Here is a 15,738-nt window from a genome sequence, read left to right as displayed (position 1 = left end):
GACCGGTTCATCCCAGGTCTACGGTTCATCCCAGGTCTACGCGGGCGGCCGCGGCGGCAGACCGGGTCAGGCCGGCGGCGCCGGTTCCGTGGGGCGGGCCGGCGCCGGTGGGGCGGCGAGGAGGCGGCAGCATGGCAGGCGGCTTGCGGCGGTTTCTGGCCTGGCGTCTGGCGGTGTTGTTCCCCGTGGGGGTCGCGGTGGTGGGGACCGTCACGGCCCTGCTGCTGGGGGAGCTGCCCCAGCTCTTCTCCCGCGCCTTCGTGCCGACGCTGGTGCTGGGGTTGCTGGTGGCGGCCCTCATCGGCGCCGGGCTCGGCTGGGCCACGGCCGAGCGGGTGACCCGCCCGGTGCGGGAGCTGGTGGCCGGAGCGCGCCAGCTGGCGGCGGGCGACTTCCGGCGCCGGGTGCAGGTGGACGGGCCCGACGAGCTGGTGACCCTGGCCCGCGCTTTCAACGAGATGGCCGCGCGGCTCAGGACCAGCGTGGAGGAGCTGGAAGCCGAGCGGGAGCGCCTGGCCACGGTCCTGGCCGCCATGACCAGCGGCGTGCTCTTCGTCGGCCGGGACGGGCGGGTGCGGCTGGCCAATCCCGCGGCCCGGCGCATGCTGGACCTGCCGCCCCGGGCCGAGGGACGGGACTACGTCAGCGTCACCCGCTTCTACCCCCTGGTGCAGGCCATCGAAGCCGGCCTGCGCACGGGCGAGACGGTGGAGGATGAGGTCGTCCTGCCGGCGGATCCCGGCGCCTCGCCCCGCCATCTGCGGGTGACCGTGGTTCCCGTGCCCGCGGCAGCTGCGGGTGCGGGGCAGCCGGCTGCCGGCGCGGGGCGGCCGGCGACCGGGGCGGGCCCCGCAGGGGGAGCGCCTGGCGCGGGGGCGGCGGCCGGAGCGGCGTCGCCCGCCACCACCGGGGCGTGGGGCGCCGGTGGGCCGGGTCCCGGCGGCGGGCCGATTCCCGGCGGCGGAACCGGGCGGGAGGCCCGCGGCGGCCATGCCCCGGCCGCCGGCGGACCCACCGCAAGGCCGCTGACCGGCGACCCGCCGCCGGCCGGCGACAAACCCCCTGCCGGAGGGATGCCGGGGGCCAGGGGGACGGCTCCGGCGGGAGGGCCCTCACCGGTCGCCGGGGCGGCCACCAGCCGGCCCCGGGCGGAACACCAGGGCGTCGTCGTGGTGCTCCACGACGTCACCGACATCCGGCGGCTCGAACAGGTGCGGCGGGACTTCGTCGCCAACGTCTCCCACGAGCTGCGCACACCCGTGGCGGCGATCCAGGGCTTCGCCGAGACGCTGCTGGGCGGGGCCCTTCAGGACGACCCGGCGGCCGCCGAGCACTTCGCCCGGGTGATCCACCGGGAGGCCGAGCGGATGGGCCGGCTCGTCCAGGACCTGCTCGATCTGGCTCGGCTGGAGTCGGCTGAACCGGGCCTGCGCTGCGAGTCCCTGGACCTGCGGGAGAGCGCCCGCTCCGTCGCCCAGCGGTGGCGGCCCCGGCTGCAGGCGGCCGGCCTGGACCTGGTCCTGGAGCTGCCTCCCGAACCGGTGCCGGTGTGGGCCGACGCCCAGCGCCTGGAACAGGTCTGGACGAACCTGCTGGAGAACGCGCGCCAGCACACGCCCGAGGGCGGCACCGTGACGGTGGCGGTCGACCGCCAGGCGGGTTCCTCCGGGACTGGCGGCTGGGCTGTCGGGGAGGTGCGGGATACCGGCCACGGCATCCCGCCGGAGGCGCTGCCGCGGATCTTCGAGCGCTTCTACCGCGTCGACCGGGGCCGCAGCCGGTCGGCCGGCGGGACGGGACTCGGCCTGGCCATCGTCAAGCACGTGGTGGAGGCCCACGGGGGTACGGTGGAGGCGGAGAGCGCGGTGGGCCGGGGCACCACCGTCCGCTTCCGGCTTCCCCTGGACCCCCGCGGGGCGTCGCCGGCCGCCCCGGCCACGGGCGCCCCTTCGACAGATTAAGACACCTTCACAGAATCTTTGCGGAAGTCCCACCGGACCATAACCCGCCCGGCCCGCCCCGTGGACTACCCTATACGTGAACCCGGCGGGAACGTACCGGATCCCCGCCCGGGAACTCGCAACCACGGGAGGGTCGCCCTTGCAACGGGACCGGCAGGTGCAGGGGATGCAACCGGCAGAAGGCCGTGCTGCGGCGGGCTCCGTCCGCGCAGGCCAGGGGGACGCAGGGGCCCGCCGGGGCCGGCGGACCGGGATGGTGCGCGCCGCCCGGACGGGGTTCGTCGCCCTGGCGGCGGGCGCGGTGCTGCTGCTGGCCGGCTGCGGCCGCGGCGCCCAGGATCCCACGGGCCTGAGCGGCACCATCCGCATCGACGGGTCGAGCACCGTCTACCCCATCACCCAGGCCGTGGCCGAGGAGTTCATGATCGAGCATCCGGGCGTCAACATCACCGTGGGGGTCTCGGGCACCGGCGGCGGCTTCCAGAAGTTCACCCGGGGCGAGACCGACATCAGCAACGCCTCCCGCCCCATCGAGCCGGACGAACAGGCCCAGGCGGCCGAGAACGGCATCGAGTACACCGAGCTGCAGGTGGCCCTGGACGGCATCGCCGTGGTCGTCCATCCCCGGAACGATTGGGTCGACCACCTGACGGTGGAAGAGCTCAAGAAGATCTGGGAGCCCGGCAGCCGGGTGAAGACCTGGAAGGACGTGCGGCCCTCCTGGCCGGACGAGCCCATCCGGCTCTACGGGCCGGGCCCCGACTCGGGGACCTTCGACTACTTCACCGGCGCCATCGTGGGTGAGGAGGGGGCCAGCCGCACCGACTACACCGCCAGCGAGGACGACAACCAGCTGGTGACGGGCGTGGCCAACGACAAGTACGCCCTGGGATATTTCGGCTTCGCCTACTACGCCGAGAACCGCGACCAGCTCAAGGCCGTGCCCATCGACGGCGGCCACGGCCCGGTCCTGCCCAGCGAGAAGACCATCGCCGACGGCAGCTACGCGCCCCTCTCCCGGCCGATCTTCATCTACGTCAACAACGAGGCGTACCGGACCCGGCCGGAGGTCAAGGCCTTCGTCGACTTCTACATGGAGATCGCCGGGGAGATGGCGCCGGCCGTGGGCTACATCCCGCTGCCGGAGGAGCGCCTGCAGCAGCAGCGGGACAAGCTGGCCGCCCTGGATTGACGGCCCCGATGGACGGCCCCGGCGCGACGGCGGCGCATGAAGCCGCCGCGCCGGAGGTTCGCGGCCCTGGAGGAGGGAAGGGGATGGCAGGTCCTGCACCGGGACGGGAACGCTGGGCGGGTGGCGCCGCGGGCCGCACCCTGGACCGCTGGATGCCCCGGGTGCTGCTGCTGCTCAGCCTGGTGTCGGTGGTCACCACCGTGGGCATCGTGCTCACCCTGGCGGGCGAGACGGCCGTGTTCTTCCGCGCGGTGAGCCCGGTGGAGTTCTTGACCGGGCGCCAGTGGACGCCCCTCTTTGCCGACAAGCACTTCGGCATCCTGCCCCTGCTGGCGGGGACGATGATGATCACCGCCATCGCCCTGCTGATCGCCATCCCGCTGGGGCTGGGCAGCGCGATCTACCTCTCGGAGTACGCCAGCGACCGGGCCCGGCGGATCCTCAAGCCGGTGCTGGAGCTGCTGGCGGGGATCCCGACCATCGTCTACGGCTACTTCGCCCTGACCTTCATCACCCAGGTGGTGCTCAAGCGGCTGTTCCCGGACATCAGCGTCTTCAACGCCCTGAGCGCCGGGATCGCCGTGGGCATCATGGTCACGCCGCTGATCTCGTCCCTGAGCGAGGACGCCATGGCCGCCGTGCCGCGCCGCCTGCGGGACGGCGCCTACGCCCTAGGGGCGACCCGGTGGGAGGTGGCCTCCCAGGTGGTCCTGCCGGCGGCCCTGTCGGGCGTGATCTCCTCGGTGGTCCTGGCCTTCTCCCGGGCCATCGGCGAGACGATGATCGTCGCCGTGGCGGCGGGCTCGACGCCGCGGCTGACGTGGAACCCCTTGGAGAGCGTGCAGACCATGACCGGCTACATCGTCCAGGCGGCCCTGGGCGACGTGGGCCACGGCGGCCTGGAGTACACCAGCCTCTTCGCCGTCGGCATGACCCTGTTCCTCTTCACCCTGGGGATGAACCTGCTGGCCCTGTACATCCGGGGCCGGTTTCGGGAGGCGTACCAGTGATGGCGCGGGTGTTGGAGGCCGGGGCGGCCGCCCGGGCCGTGGGCGTGCCGGCGGCGGCCCACCTGCGCCGGCGCCGCCGGGTCGACCGGTTCTTCCGGAGCCTGTGCCTTTTGGCGACCCTGACGGGCCTGGCGGTGCTGGTGGTCTTGCTGGCGGACGTGGTGGCCGACGGCTGGCGCCACCTAGACGGGCAGTTCCTGACCCGCTTCAACTCGCGGCTGCCCGAGCGGGCGGGCATCTTCCCGGCCCTGGTCGGCAGCCTGTGGGTGGTGGGGGTGGCCGCGCCGGTGCTGCTGGTCCTGGGCGTGGGCACGGCCGTCTACCTGGAGGAGTACGGCGGCAACAGCGTCTGGGCGCGGCTGATCAAGATCAACATCGACAACCTGGCCGGCGTGCCCTCCATCATCTACGGCATCCTGGGGCTGGCCCTGTTCGTCCGCGGGCTGGGGCTGGGGACGGTGGTCCTGGCCGGCGCGCTGACGATGGCCCTGCTGGTGCTGCCGGTGGTCATCGTGGCCACCCAGGAGGCGCTGCGGGCGGTGCCGCCGTCGCTGCGCCATGCCTCCTACGCCCTGGGGGCGACCCGCTGGCAGACCACCTGGCGCGTGGTGCTGCCGGCGGCACTGCCGGGGATCCTGACGGGCACGATCCTCGCCCTCTCGCGGGCCATCGGCGAGACGGCGCCGCTGATCGTGGTGGGGGCCGTCACTTTCGTCCGCTTCGTGCCGGCGGGGCTGCTGGATCCCTACACGGTGCTCCCGATCCAGATCTACAGCTGGATCATGCTGCCCCAGGACGCCTTCAAGGAGCTGGCGGCGGCGGGGATCATCGTCCTGCTGGCCGTGCTGCTGGTGATGAACGGGCTGGCGATCTACCTGCGCAACCGCTACCAGCAGCGGTGGTGACGGGCCCGGCCCCGGCGCCGGGGCAGGACCGCCGGGGATGGACGGACTCCGGGGAAGGCGGGATCCCCTGACGCGACGCAGGCCGGGATGCAGGCCTGGACGAGGCGGAACGGCCCCGCGGCCGCCGGCGACGTGGCGGTCCGGGGTGCCGAGGGAGGCTTGGGGACGATGGATCAAATCCGGGACGAGATCCGGGATGAACAAGGGCGCCAGGCGACGGCCGGGGCGACCCTGATCACCCCCGGCGTGATGCCGGCCGGGGCGCCGGGCGGGCCTGGGGCTGCCGGGACCCCGGCCGGTGCCAACGGGACGAACCCAGCGGGGCCGGGCGGGACGCCGGGGCAGGAGCGGGCGGCGACGGCCCAGGCGGACGGGCGCCGGGCGGCGGCCAGGGCGGACCGGGAGGGTGATGGGATGCGGCGCGGCGCGGGCCGGGTGGCGGTGGCCGTGCGGGAGCGGGAGGGGGCGACCGGGGGACCGGGGCGGCAGGCGGCCGGCGAGGGCGCCGGGCCGGGCGGCGAGCCCGAGGCGGCCATGCGGGTGGAACACCTCAACCTCTACTACGGCGGTTTCCACGCCCTCAAGGACATCACCCTGGCCATCCCCGCCCGGTCGATCACCGCCTTGATCGGCCCGTCGGGGTGCGGCAAGTCCACCTTCCTGCGCACCCTGAACCGGATGAACGACATGATCCAGGGCGTCCGGATCGAGGGCAAGGTCTGGCTGCGGGACGTGGACATCTACAGCGGGGTCCTGGAGGTCGAGGAGCTGCGGGCCCGGGTGGGCATGGTTTTCCAGCAGCCCAACCCGTTCCCCAAGAGCATCTACGACAACGTGGCCTATGGGCCCCGGATCCACGGCATCCGGGACCGGCGGCGGCTGGACGAGATCGTCGAGAACAGCCTGCGCCAGGCGGCCCTGTGGGACGAGGTGAAGGACGACCTGCGCCGCTCGGCCTATAGCCTCTCCGGCGGCCAGCAGCAGCGCCTGTGCATCGCCCGGGCCCTGGCCGTGCAGCCCGAGGTGCTCCTCATGGACGAGCCCACCTCGGCCCTGGACCCGGCCGCCACGGCCCGCATCGAGGACCTGGTGACGGAATTGAAGAAGCAGTACACCATCGTGATCGTCACGCACAACATGCAGCAGGCGGCGCGGGTCGCCGATCGGACCGCCTTCTTCCTGAGCGGCGAGCTGATCGAGTACGGTCCCACCTCCGAGCTGTTCACCCGGCCGCGGGACCGGCGCACCGAGGACTACATCACGGGCCGCTTCGGCTAAGTGGCCGCCGGGGCTGGGGAGCGGCGGAGCGGCCCCCGGGACGGAGGAGCCGGCCGGCGGGCGGCCGCGGGAGGCGGGCGGTGCGGGTTGAACCGGCCGCGCCACCCGAGAGGAGGAGCGAAGGATGGCAAGGATCTCGTATCACGCGGAGCTGGACGCCCTGCGCCAGGACCTGCTGCGCATGGGCACCCAGGTGGAGGAGGCCATCCGCCTGGCGGTCGACTCCCTCAAGGAACGGGATGAGGCCAAGGCCCGCCGGGTCCTGGAGCTGGAGGACGAGGCCGACCGCATGGAGCTGGACATCGAGCGGCGGTGCCTCAACCTGATCGCCCTCCAGCAGCCCATGGCCGGCGACCTGCGCCAGATCGGCATGACCCTGAAGGTGATCACCGACCTGGAGCGCATGGCCGACCACGCCCACGACATCGCCAAGGTCACCCTGCGCCTGGGCGGGGCGCCCCTGATCAAGCCCCTGGTCGACATCCCGCGCATGGCCGAGATCGCCGAGAAGATGGTGCGGGACGGCCTGAAGGCCTTCGTCGAGGGCGACGTGGAGCTGGCCCGGGCCATGGTCGCCCGGGACGACGACCTGGACCACCTGTTCAACCAGATCTTCCGCGAGCTCCTCATGATCATGCGGGAGAAGCCGGGGACGGTGGACCAGGCCACCCAGCTGCTGATGGTCGCCTCCGCCCTGGAGCGCATCGGCGACCACGCCACCAACCTGGCGGAGTGGGTGATCTACCTGGTGACGGGCGTCCGCCAGGAGCTGAACGACTGAGCGCGCCCCATGGGTCGCCGGGCCGGTGCGGTTCCGTCTCGTCCGCATGCGGCGGTGCCAGGCTGCGACGGAGGGGTGGTGGAGTCCCATGTCGTCGTCGGTGGAACCACGGGCGGTGAGCTCGCCGCCCCCGACCCCCGCGGGCCGGGTCGTCCTCTTCCTCTGCACGGGCAACTCGGTCCGCAGCCAGATGGCGGAGGGGCTGGCGCGCCGGATCCTCGGGCCGGGCTGGGAGGTGCACAGCGCCGGGCTCGAGCCGAAGGGCGTCCACCCCCTGGCCGTCCGCGTCATGGACGAGCTCGGCATCGACCTTCGCAGCCAGCGCTCCAAAACCATCGACCCCGAGGTGCTGGGGCGCGCCCGCTGGGTGATCACCCTCTGCGGCGATGCCCGGGAGCGTTGCCCGGTGCCGCCTCCCGGGACCCTCCACCTGCACTGGGACCTCCCCGACCCGGCCCGGGTGGAGGGCGATGAGGCCACCCGCCTGGCCGCCTTCCGCCAGGTGCGGGACGAACTGGCCCGGCGCCTTGAGCAATGGGCCGAGCAGGTCCGGGAAGGCTGAGGGCGAACCCTTCCCCGGAAGGGGAGGTCGCCATGGCCGGTATGCGCCCGGGGCCTCGCCAGGCCCTGAATCGCTACCCTGTGTTGCCCGCCGTGCGCCGGGAGGACGACCTGGAGGCCGCCCTGGCCAGCCCGGCGGGGGCCGTGTTCCTCCTGCACGCCACCCTGCTCGGACTCCCGGCCGTGCTGGAGCGGTGCCGCCGGGCCGGCAAGGCCGTGTTCGTCCACTACGACCTGGTGGAGGGGCTGGCCGGCGATCGCAGCGGGGTGGAGTTCCTGGCCCGCTACGCCCGGCCCGACGGCATCATCACCACCCGCAGCACCGTGGCCCGCTACAGCCTGGAGGCCGGGCTGGAGACCATCCTGCGCATCTTCGCCCTGGACAGCGCCGCCGTGGCCACGGCGGTCCAGGTGATCCGGAGGACCCAGCCCGGGGCCGTGGAGGTGCTGCCGGCCTCGCTGCCCGCCTGGGTCTTCGCCGAGATCCGCACGGTCCACGGCGGCCCGCTGGTGGCCGGAGGCCTGGTCCGCACCCGGCCCGACGTGAAGCGGGTCCTGGCCGCCGGCGCCACCGCCGTCTCGACCAGCAATCCCGCCCTCTGGGGCGCGGAAGCCGGCGGTCCGGCCGCCCGGTGAGGGGCCGGGCCGGGCGGTGACCTTTCGCCGTCGCCTGCAGGAGACGGGCCCTCCATCGCGAAACCCTTCTTGCAGCACCGGATTCATCGTGCAAAATCCGCTGCCACAAGGCGCGGCACCCGCAAGCACGGGCCGGAGATCGGGAGAAAGGCCCTGCGCGAGGCGCACCACGCTTCGCGCAGGGCTTTCCTGTTTTGGCGACGCAGGCTCCCGGGCTCAAGCCGCCTGCGGGCGGGGCGAGGTGAGGGGGACGGGGTGGCCTCGGGCCGGGGCGGTGGCCCGGGTCCCCCGGCGACCTCGGGCCGCCGCGCCGGCGGGAAAGGGGGGAGGGGGAGGGCGCAGCCCCGCACCAGGCGGCGGGGCGCGCCGCCCGGCCGGAGACGTCCGGCGGCCAGGGCCGGCGGGCAAGGACCGCCAGCCGGGGTGGCGGCCAGGGGTCCTTCCGGACCTTTGCCAAGCGGCCGCACCCGGAGGGCGGGACGGCGGGAGGGCGGGACGGCGGGCGTCTTCGCCGGGACCGCCCCGCGCCCGGGATCGGGGGTGCCGCCCGCCGCCGGGCCGGTTCGTCCGGCCGGGAGCAGGGATAAGACGGGGAGCGACCGCCCACAACATTCAGGGGGGTTGATCCGTGAGTCCCTTTCTCGGTGAAGTCCTCGGCACCGCGATCCTGATCCTCCTGGGCGACGGTGTCGTGGCCAACGTGCTGCTCAACCGCTCCAAGGGCCAGAACTCCGGCTGGATCGTGATCACCACCGGCTGGGCCCTGGCGGTGACCGTGGCGGTCTACGTGGTGGGCCATGTCAGCGGCGCCCACATCAACCCGGCGGTGACCATCGGCCTGGCGGCCATCGGCCAGTTCGACTGGGCCCAGGTGCCGTCCTACATCATCGCCCAGATGATCGGCGCCTTCCTGGGAGCCGTGCTGGTCTACCTGACCTACCTGCCCCACTGGGGCATCACCGACGACCCGGAGCTGAAGCTGGCCGTCTTCTCCACGGGACCGGCGGTGCGCAGCCCCGGCGCCAACCTGGTGACGGAGATCATCGGCACGGCGGCGCTGGTGCTGGGCATCCTGGGCATCGGCCATCCGGCCAACAACCTGGCGGGCGGCCTGAACCCGCTTCTGGTCGGCTTCCTGGTCTGGGCCATCGGCCTGTCGCTGGGTGGACCCACGGGGTACGCCATCAACCCGGCCCGCGACCTGGGGCCGCGCATCGCCCATGCCGTCCTGCCCATCCCGGGGAAGGGCAGCTCCGACTGGGGCTACGCCTGGATCCCGGTGGTCGGGCCCGTGATCGGCGGCATCCTGGGCGCCTTGTTGTTCAAGGGCCTGTTCGGCTGATCCCGGGGGTTGGGATCGGGCCGCCGGCCCCTGGCACCCCTGGGGCCGGCGGCCGGCCCGGGGCCGGCCCGCGGAATGGGACCGATGGGACCGCCCAGGCCGGGCGGGATCGCCCAGGCTGGGTCCGGCTTCGGGGAGGGCCGGGCGGCTCGTGGAGTCGGGCGGCCGCGCCGGCGGTTGCCCGGTGAGGGGGCGCGCGCAGCGCCCCGGGAAGGAGGACGCCCCGTGAAGAAGCTGATCAACCGGGTGGAGGCCGTGGTCGACGAGGCGACGGAGGGCCTGGGCCTGGCCCATCCGGACCTGGTGCGGGTCCACGCCGAGCCGCGGTTCGTCGCCCGGGCCGATGCGCCGGTCCAGGGCAAGGTGGCCCTGATCTCCGGCGGCGGCTCCGGCCACGAGCCCCTGCACGGCGGGTACGTGGGCCGCGGCATGCTGGACGCCGCCTGCCCCGGCGAGGTGTTCACCAGCCCCGTGCCCGACCAGATGGTCGAGGCGGCCAAGGCCGTCCACGGCGGGGCCGGCGTGCTGTTCATCGTCAAGAACTACACCGGCGACGTGATGAACTTCGAGCTGGCGGCCGAGCTCCTCCAGGCCGAGGGCATCGCCGTGCGCTCGGTCCTGGTGGCTGACGACGTGGCGGTGGAGAACTCCCTCTACACCGCGGGCCGGCGCGGCGTGGGCGGGACCGTGTTCGTCGAGAAGATCGCGGGCGCCGCGGCGGAGGCGGGCGCCTCCCTGGACGAGGTGGAGCGCATCGCTCGCAAGGTCAGCGACAACGTGCGCTCCATGGGCATGGCCCTGACCTCCTGCACGGTACCGGCCAAGGGCTCGCCCACCTTCGAGCTGGGCGAGGACGAGATGGAGATCGGCATCGGCATCCACGGCGAGCCCGGCCGGGAGCGGATGAAGCTGCGCCCCGCCGACGAGATCACGGCCATGCTGGCCGGTCCCGTCATCGAGGACCTGGGCTTGCGCCAGGGCGAGCAGGTCATCGCCATGGTCAACGGCATGGGCGGGACGCCCCTGATGGAGCTGTACATCGTCTACCGCCGCCTGGCCCAGATCCTTCAGGAGCGGGGCGTCGCCATCGCCCGCAACCTGGTCGGCAACTACATCACCAGCCTGGAGATGCAGGGCTGCTCCATCACCCTGCTGCGGGCCGACGACGAGCTGTTGCGCCTCTGGGATGCACCCGTCCACACGCCGGCCCTGCGGTGGGGCGTGTGAGGTGACGGCGATGATGGGGGACGAACCGGCGGCGCCGGCGGGCGGGACCCCCGCCCCGGGCGGCGCCGCCGCCGGCCCCGGTCCCGGGGGTGACGGGGCCGGGACGCCGGTGGACGGTGAGGCGATCCGGGCCTTCATCCAGCGGTTTGCCGAAAAGGTGGCCGCCCACAAGGACGAGCTGACGGCCCTGGATGCGGCCATCGGCGACGCTGACCACGGCACCAACATGGACCGGGGCCTGCAGGCCGCCCTGGAGCGGCTGCCCGGCGAGGGCGCCGTGCCGGCGGACCTGCTCAAGGCCGCCGCCATGGCCCTGATCTCCAAGGTGGGCGGCGCCTCGGGGCCCCTTTACGGCACGGCCTTCCTGCGGGCGGCGGGCGCCGTGGCGGGCAAGGCGGCGCTGGCACCCGGCGACGTGCTGGCCCTCTTCCAGGCCGCCCTGGCCGGCATCCAGGAACGGGGCAAGGCGGCCCGGGGGGAGAAGACGATGGTGGACGCCCTGGCCCCGGCGGTGGAAACCCTGGAGGCGGCCCTGGGCCGGGGAGCCGCCCTGCGCGAAGCCCTGGCCGAAGCGGCCCGGGCCGCCCGGGCGGGTTCCGACGCCACCATCCCCCTGATGGCCACCAAGGGCCGGGCCAGTTACCTGGGGGAGCGCTCCAAGGGGCACCGGGACCCCGGCTCCCTCAGCGCCACCCTGATGATGGAAGCGGCTGCCGAGACCCTGGGAGGCCCGGCCCGATGACGGGGCCCGGCCCGGCCCCGTCCCCGGCCGCCACCGCCCTGGTCCTGGTCTCCCACAGCCGGACCCTGGCGGAGGGCGTGCGGGAGCTGGCGGCCCAGATGGCGGGCCCCGGGGTGCCGATCCTCACCGCCGCCGGGCTGGAGGACGGAAGCCTGGGGACCGACGCCACGGCCATCCTGGCGGCCCTGGAGGAGGCCCTGGAGCGGGCCCGGGAGGCGGTGGTCCTGTTCGACCTGGGAAGCGCCTATCTCAACACCGCCACGGCCCTGGACCTGCTGCCCGAGGACCGGCGCCGGCGGGTCGTCCTGGCCGACGCCCCCCTGGCGGAGGGCGCGGTGATCGCCGCCGTGGCGGCCTCCGTCGGCGTGGGGGCGGAGGAAGTCCGGGAGCGAGCGGAAGAGGCCCGGGGCATGCGGAAGGTGCCGGATCCACCGGACGAACCGGCGCCGGCGCCCGGCGGTGACCCGGGCGCCCGCTGAGGGGGCGGCGCGACCAGGAAAGGGCCGGCCGGGCCGCGGCCCCGGCCACGGAACGGCCGGCCGCAGCCGCTGCGGCTCTCGGGCGCGAGCGGCACGCGGAAGCGGCAACGCGACCGGCAACGGCGACCGGCAAGCCCGGCCGGCAGCCCGGTTTGCTCAACCGGGGCGCGATCGAAGGGGGCACGACCCCGACGGGGCGGAGAAGCCCGAGGAGGGATCAAGGCATGGCGCGGTACGTGTTGGCCCTGGACCAGGGCACGACCAGCTCGCGGGCCATCCTGTTCGACCGCCAGGGCAGCGTGGTGGCGGTCAAGCAGCAGGAGTTCCGGCAGATCTACCCCCGGCCGGGTTGGGTCGAGCACGACCCTCTGGACATCTGGGACTCGCAGATCGCCGTGGCCAAGGCGGTGCTCAAGGAGGCCGGCGCCTCGCCGGACGACGTGGCCGCCATCGGCGTGACGAACCAGCGGGAGACCACGGTGGTCTGGGACAAGGCGACCGGCCAGCCGGTGCACAACGCCATCGTCTGGCAGGACCGGCGCACCGCCGACCTGTGCACCGACCTCAAGCGGCGCGGCCGGGAGGCGCTGTTCCGGGAGAAGACCGGCCTGGTGCTGGACCCCTACTTCTCCGGCACGAAGATCGCCTGGATCCTGGACAACGTGCCGGGGGTGCGCCAGCGGGCCGAGCGGGGCGAGGTGCTGTTCGGCACCGTGGACACCTGGCTGGTCTGGAAGCTGACGGGCGGCCGGGTCCACGTCACCGACTACTCCAACGCCTCCCGCACCCTGATCTTCAACATCCACGCCCTGGACTGGGATGACGAGTTGCTGCAGGAGCTCAACATCCCCCGGGCCATGCTGCCGGCGGCGCGGCCGTCCAGCCAGGTCTACGGCGAGACGGACCCGGCGGTACTGGGCGGCGCAATCCCCATCGCCGGCATCGCCGGCGACCAGCAGGCGGCCCTCTTCGGCCAGGCCTGCTTCCGTCCCGGCATGGCGAAGAACACCTACGGCACCGGCGCCTTCGTCCTGATGAACACGGGCGAGAAGCCCGCCCGCTCGGAGCACGGGCTCATCACCACCGTGGCCTGGGGCGTGGACGGCAAGGTGGAGTACGCCCTGGAGGGCTCCATCTTCATCGCCGGCGCCGTGGTCCAGTGGCTGCGGGACGAGCTGAAGATCATCGAGAAGGCCGCCGACACCGAGCCCCTGGCGCGGTCGGTGGACGACACCGGCGGCGTCTACCTGGTGCCCGCCTTCGCCGGCCTGGGGGCGCCCTACTGGGACCCCTACGCCCGCGGCACCATCGTCGGCATCACCCGCGGCACCAGCCGGGCCCACCTGGCCCGGGCGGCCCTGGAGGCCATCGCCTACCAGACCCGCGACGTGCTGGGCGCCATGGAGGCCGACTCGGGCCTGACGTTGAGCGCCCTGCGGGTCGACGGCGGCGCCGTGGTCAACAACTTCCTCATGCAGTTCCAGGCCGACCTGCTGGGGGTGCCGGTGGACCGGCCGGTGGTCAACGAGACCACGGCCCTGGGCGCCGCCTACCTGGCCGGCCTGGCCGTGGGCTTCTGGCGGAACCGGGAGGAGATCGAGCAGTTCTGGCAGCGGGACCGGCGCTTCGAGCCCGCCATGCCCGAGGACGAGCGGGAGCGGCTCTACGCCGGTTGGAAGCGGGCTGTGGAGCGGGCCCGGGGCTGGGAAGAACCGGCCCAGTGAGCAGGGCGGAGGCGGGGCGGTCCCGTGGGGGCCGCCCCGCCGGCCCCCGGAACCCTACGCCGGCTCGCCGGCGGTGACCCCAAGGGTGGGGAGGCGGTGGCAGTGGATCGCCAGCAGGCCCTGGCGCGACTGCAACAGGAGACCTTCGACCTGCTGATCATCGGGGGCGGCATCACGGGCAGCGGGGTGGCGCGGGAGGCGGCCCACCGGGGGCTGCGGGTGGCGGTGGTGGAGGCCCGGGACTTCGCCGCCGGCACCAGCAGCCGCTCGACCAAGCTGATCCATGGCGGTCTCCGGTACCTGAAGGAGCGGGACTTCCGCCTGGTCCACGAGGCCGTGGTGGAGCGCATGCGCCTCTTGCGCCTGGCACCCCACCTGGTGCGGGCCGAGTGGTTCGTCTTCCCCGTCTACCGGGGGGATCCCGACCCCCTGTGGCAGCTGCGCATCGGCCTCTGGCTCTACGACCGCTACGCCGGGCGCAGCCTGGGCACCCTGCGCCACCGGATCCTGAGCCCCCAGCGGGTCCGGGAGGAGGAACCCCTGCTGCGCCAGGAGGGCCTGGTCGGCGCGGGCATGTACGTGGACGCCGTCACCGACGACGCCCGGCTGACGGCGACGGTGGCCCGGCAGGCGGTGGCGGCCGGGGCGGTGGTGGCCAACTACGCCGAGGTCACCGGCTTCATCAAGGACGGCCAAGGCCGGGTGGTGGGCGTGCGGGTGCGGGACCGGCTGGCGGGCGGTGCGCCTCCGGCAGCCAGCGCGGCCCCCGGGGCGGCCGACGAGGGGACGAACCCGGCAGCGCCCGGCACCGCCGCGGCGGGCGGGGCAGCCGGGCAGGCCCTGGCGGGCGGCGACGAGTTCGTCGTCCGGGCCCGGAAGATCCTGAACGCCACGGGCCCCTGGGCCGACCGGGTCCGCCAGCTGGACGACCCGGCCTCGCCGCGCCTGCTGCGGTTGACCAAGGGGATCCACATCGCCTTCACCCGTGAGCGGCTGCCGATCCGCCACGCGGTGACCATGCGCGGGCCCGATGGGCGGATCATGTTCGCCGTGCCGCGGGGCGCCTTCGCCTACGCCGGCACCACCGACACGGTCTACCGGGACGACCCGGCCCGGCCGCGCCCCGAAGCCGACGATGTGCGGTACGTGCTGGACGCCCTGGGGCGCAACTTCCCCGGCACCGGCCTCGGCCCCGACGATGTGATCAGCGCCTGGGCGGGCCTGCGGCCGCTGATCGACCCGGGCGACGCCCGGGATCCCAGCGCCATCTCCCGCGATTACCAGCTCTACACCAGCCCGTCGGGCCTGGTCACGGTGGCCGGCGGCAAGCTCACCGCCTACAAGGCCATGGCGCGGAACATCGTCGACAAGGTCTTCCCGGAGACCCGGGGGGCGCCGGTGGACGAAGAGCCCTTGCCCGGCGGGGCGCGGGTGCCCACGGAGGGCGAGCTGCGGGAGAAGGCCGGCCGGACCGGGCTGCCCGTAGAGGAGCTGCAGTGGCTTGCCCGGCACTTCGGCGACGAGCTGGACCGGGTGCTGGGCTACCTGCGGCCGGAGGACCTGCAGGCCGGCCCCCGGGCGGCCCGGGTGCGGGCGGCCGCCCGCTATGCCGCCGCGGAGGAGATGGCCCAGACCCTGGCCGACGCCCTCTGGCGCCGGGTGCCGGAGGCCCTGTGGAGCACCGACAACGGGCGGGGCGTGGCCGCCGACGCCGCGGCGGCCATGGGGGAGATCCTGGGCTGGGACGACGCCCGCCGGGACGCGGAGGTGGCCGCGTACCTCGCCCAGGTGGAGGCCATGCACGCCTGGCGCCAGGGCTTTTGACCCGGGCCCATCCACTGGGTCCGTCAGGCGAGTATCGGGCGCCGGGCGGCGGGCCGGCGCGGCGCGATCGGGGAAC

14 protein-coding genes are annotated in these 15,738 nt (G+C 74.1%); all 14 read left to right on the top strand.

Features of this window, described 5'->3' with window-relative positions; all coding sequences use genetic code 11:
• Positions 1–131 precede the first annotated feature (131 nt).
• The 14 genes from ACYQ02_RS07045 (at position 132) to ACYQ02_RS06980 (ending at position 15,662) form a co-directional block, all read left to right on the top strand.
• Positions 132–1,961 (top strand): ATP-binding protein, encoded by a 1,830-nt coding sequence (locus tag ACYQ02_RS07045; protein WP_460039729.1) that lies wholly within the window; start codon positions 132–134, stop codon positions 1,959–1,961.
• 139 nt (positions 1,962–2,100) lie between these two features.
• Entirely contained in the window at positions 2,101–3,153 is a 1,053-nt protein-coding gene (locus ACYQ02_RS07040) for a PstS family phosphate ABC transporter substrate-binding protein (RefSeq protein WP_460039728.1), read from the top strand.
• An 83-nt stretch (positions 3,154–3,236) separates the two neighbouring features.
• Entirely contained in the window at positions 3,237–4,163 is a 927-nt protein-coding gene (gene pstC, locus ACYQ02_RS07035) for a phosphate ABC transporter permease subunit PstC (protein WP_460039727.1), read from the top strand.
• Entirely contained in the window at positions 4,163–5,068 is a 906-nt protein-coding gene (gene pstA / locus ACYQ02_RS07030) for a phosphate ABC transporter permease PstA (protein ID WP_460039726.1), read from the top strand. Before pstC ends, pstA begins: the two co-directional genes overlap by 1 nt.
• A gap of 534 nt (positions 5,069–5,602) precedes the next feature.
• The gene (gene pstB / locus ACYQ02_RS07025) at positions 5,603–6,346 is read left to right on the top strand and encodes a phosphate ABC transporter ATP-binding protein PstB (RefSeq protein ID WP_460039776.1); all 744 of its coding nucleotides are present in this window, start codon (positions 5,603–5,605) and stop codon (positions 6,344–6,346) included.
• A 124-nt stretch (positions 6,347–6,470) separates the two neighbouring features.
• Complete coding sequence (gene phoU, locus ACYQ02_RS07020) at positions 6,471–7,127, top strand: phosphate signaling complex protein PhoU (RefSeq protein WP_460039725.1); 657 nt, start codon at positions 6,471–6,473, stop codon at positions 7,125–7,127.
• 88 nt (positions 7,128–7,215) lie between these two features.
• Positions 7,216–7,689 (top strand): arsenate reductase ArsC, encoded by a 474-nt coding sequence (locus ACYQ02_RS07015; RefSeq protein WP_460039724.1) that lies wholly within the window; start codon positions 7,216–7,218, stop codon positions 7,687–7,689.
• 32 nt (positions 7,690–7,721) lie between these two features.
• Positions 7,722–8,324, top strand: coding sequence for a glycerol-3-phosphate responsive antiterminator (locus ACYQ02_RS07010; protein WP_460039723.1), 603 nt, complete (start codon positions 7,722–7,724; stop codon positions 8,322–8,324).
• A gap of 628 nt (positions 8,325–8,952) precedes the next feature.
• Positions 8,953–9,666 carry an MIP/aquaporin family protein gene (locus ACYQ02_RS07005; protein ID WP_460039722.1) on the top strand — a complete coding sequence of 238 codons (714 nt, stop codon included), beginning with the start codon at positions 8,953–8,955 and terminating at the stop codon, positions 9,664–9,666.
• A 225-nt stretch (positions 9,667–9,891) separates the two neighbouring features.
• Positions 9,892–10,893, top strand: a complete 1,002-nt coding sequence (dhaK, locus tag ACYQ02_RS07000; RefSeq protein WP_460039721.1) for a dihydroxyacetone kinase subunit DhaK — start codon at positions 9,892–9,894, stop codon at positions 10,891–10,893.
• Positions 10,894–10,903: 10 nt separating this feature from the next.
• The gene (gene dhaL / locus ACYQ02_RS06995; protein WP_460039775.1) at positions 10,904–11,635 is read left to right on the top strand and encodes a dihydroxyacetone kinase subunit DhaL; all 732 of its coding nucleotides are present in this window, start codon (positions 10,904–10,906) and stop codon (positions 11,633–11,635) included.
• Complete coding sequence (gene dhaM / locus ACYQ02_RS06990) at positions 11,632–12,114, top strand: dihydroxyacetone kinase phosphoryl donor subunit DhaM (RefSeq protein ID WP_460039720.1); 483 nt, start codon at positions 11,632–11,634, stop codon at positions 12,112–12,114. The genes dhaL and dhaM overlap by 4 nt, the downstream gene beginning before the upstream one ends.
• A gap of 224 nt (positions 12,115–12,338) precedes the next feature.
• Positions 12,339–13,838 (top strand): glycerol kinase GlpK, encoded by a 1,500-nt coding sequence (gene glpK, locus ACYQ02_RS06985; protein ID WP_460039719.1) that lies wholly within the window; start codon positions 12,339–12,341, stop codon positions 13,836–13,838.
• A 96-nt stretch (positions 13,839–13,934) separates the two neighbouring features.
• Complete coding sequence (locus ACYQ02_RS06980; RefSeq protein WP_460039718.1) at positions 13,935–15,662, top strand: glycerol-3-phosphate dehydrogenase/oxidase; 1,728 nt, start codon at positions 13,935–13,937, stop codon at positions 15,660–15,662.
• The last annotated feature ends 76 nt before the right edge of the window (positions 15,663–15,738 follow it).

This window comes from Thermaerobacter litoralis (assembly GCF_054654595.1).
The sequence above is the reverse complement of the archived record's forward strand: the minus strand, read 5'-3'. Positions and strand labels throughout refer to the sequence as shown.

What these genes read in the sequence shown, in the direction of transcription:
- dhaL (WP_460039775.1), top strand. Translation starts at nt 10,904, where the DNA reads ATGATGGGGGACGAACCGGCGGCGCCGGCGGGCGGGACCCCCGCCCCG.
- phoU (WP_460039725.1), top strand. Translation starts at nt 6,471, where the DNA reads ATGGCAAGGATCTCGTATCACGCGGAGCTGGACGCCCTGCGCCAGGAC.
- ACYQ02_RS07045 (WP_460039729.1), top strand. Translation starts at nt 132, where the DNA reads ATGGCAGGCGGCTTGCGGCGGTTTCTGGCCTGGCGTCTGGCGGTGTTG.
- glpK (WP_460039719.1), top strand. Translation starts at nt 12,339, where the DNA reads ATGGCGCGGTACGTGTTGGCCCTGGACCAGGGCACGACCAGCTCGCGG.
- pstA (WP_460039726.1), top strand. Translation starts at nt 4,163, where the DNA reads ATGGCGCGGGTGTTGGAGGCCGGGGCGGCCGCCCGGGCCGTGGGCGTG.
- pstB (WP_460039776.1), top strand. Translation starts at nt 5,603, where the DNA reads ATGCGGGTGGAACACCTCAACCTCTACTACGGCGGTTTCCACGCCCTC.
- ACYQ02_RS07010 (WP_460039723.1), top strand. Translation starts at nt 7,722, where the DNA reads ATGGCCGGTATGCGCCCGGGGCCTCGCCAGGCCCTGAATCGCTACCCT.
- pstC (WP_460039727.1), top strand. Translation starts at nt 3,237, where the DNA reads ATGGCAGGTCCTGCACCGGGACGGGAACGCTGGGCGGGTGGCGCCGCG.
- dhaM (WP_460039720.1), top strand. Translation starts at nt 11,632, where the DNA reads ATGACGGGGCCCGGCCCGGCCCCGTCCCCGGCCGCCACCGCCCTGGTC.
- ACYQ02_RS07015 (WP_460039724.1), top strand. Translation starts at nt 7,216, where the DNA reads ATGTCGTCGTCGGTGGAACCACGGGCGGTGAGCTCGCCGCCCCCGACC.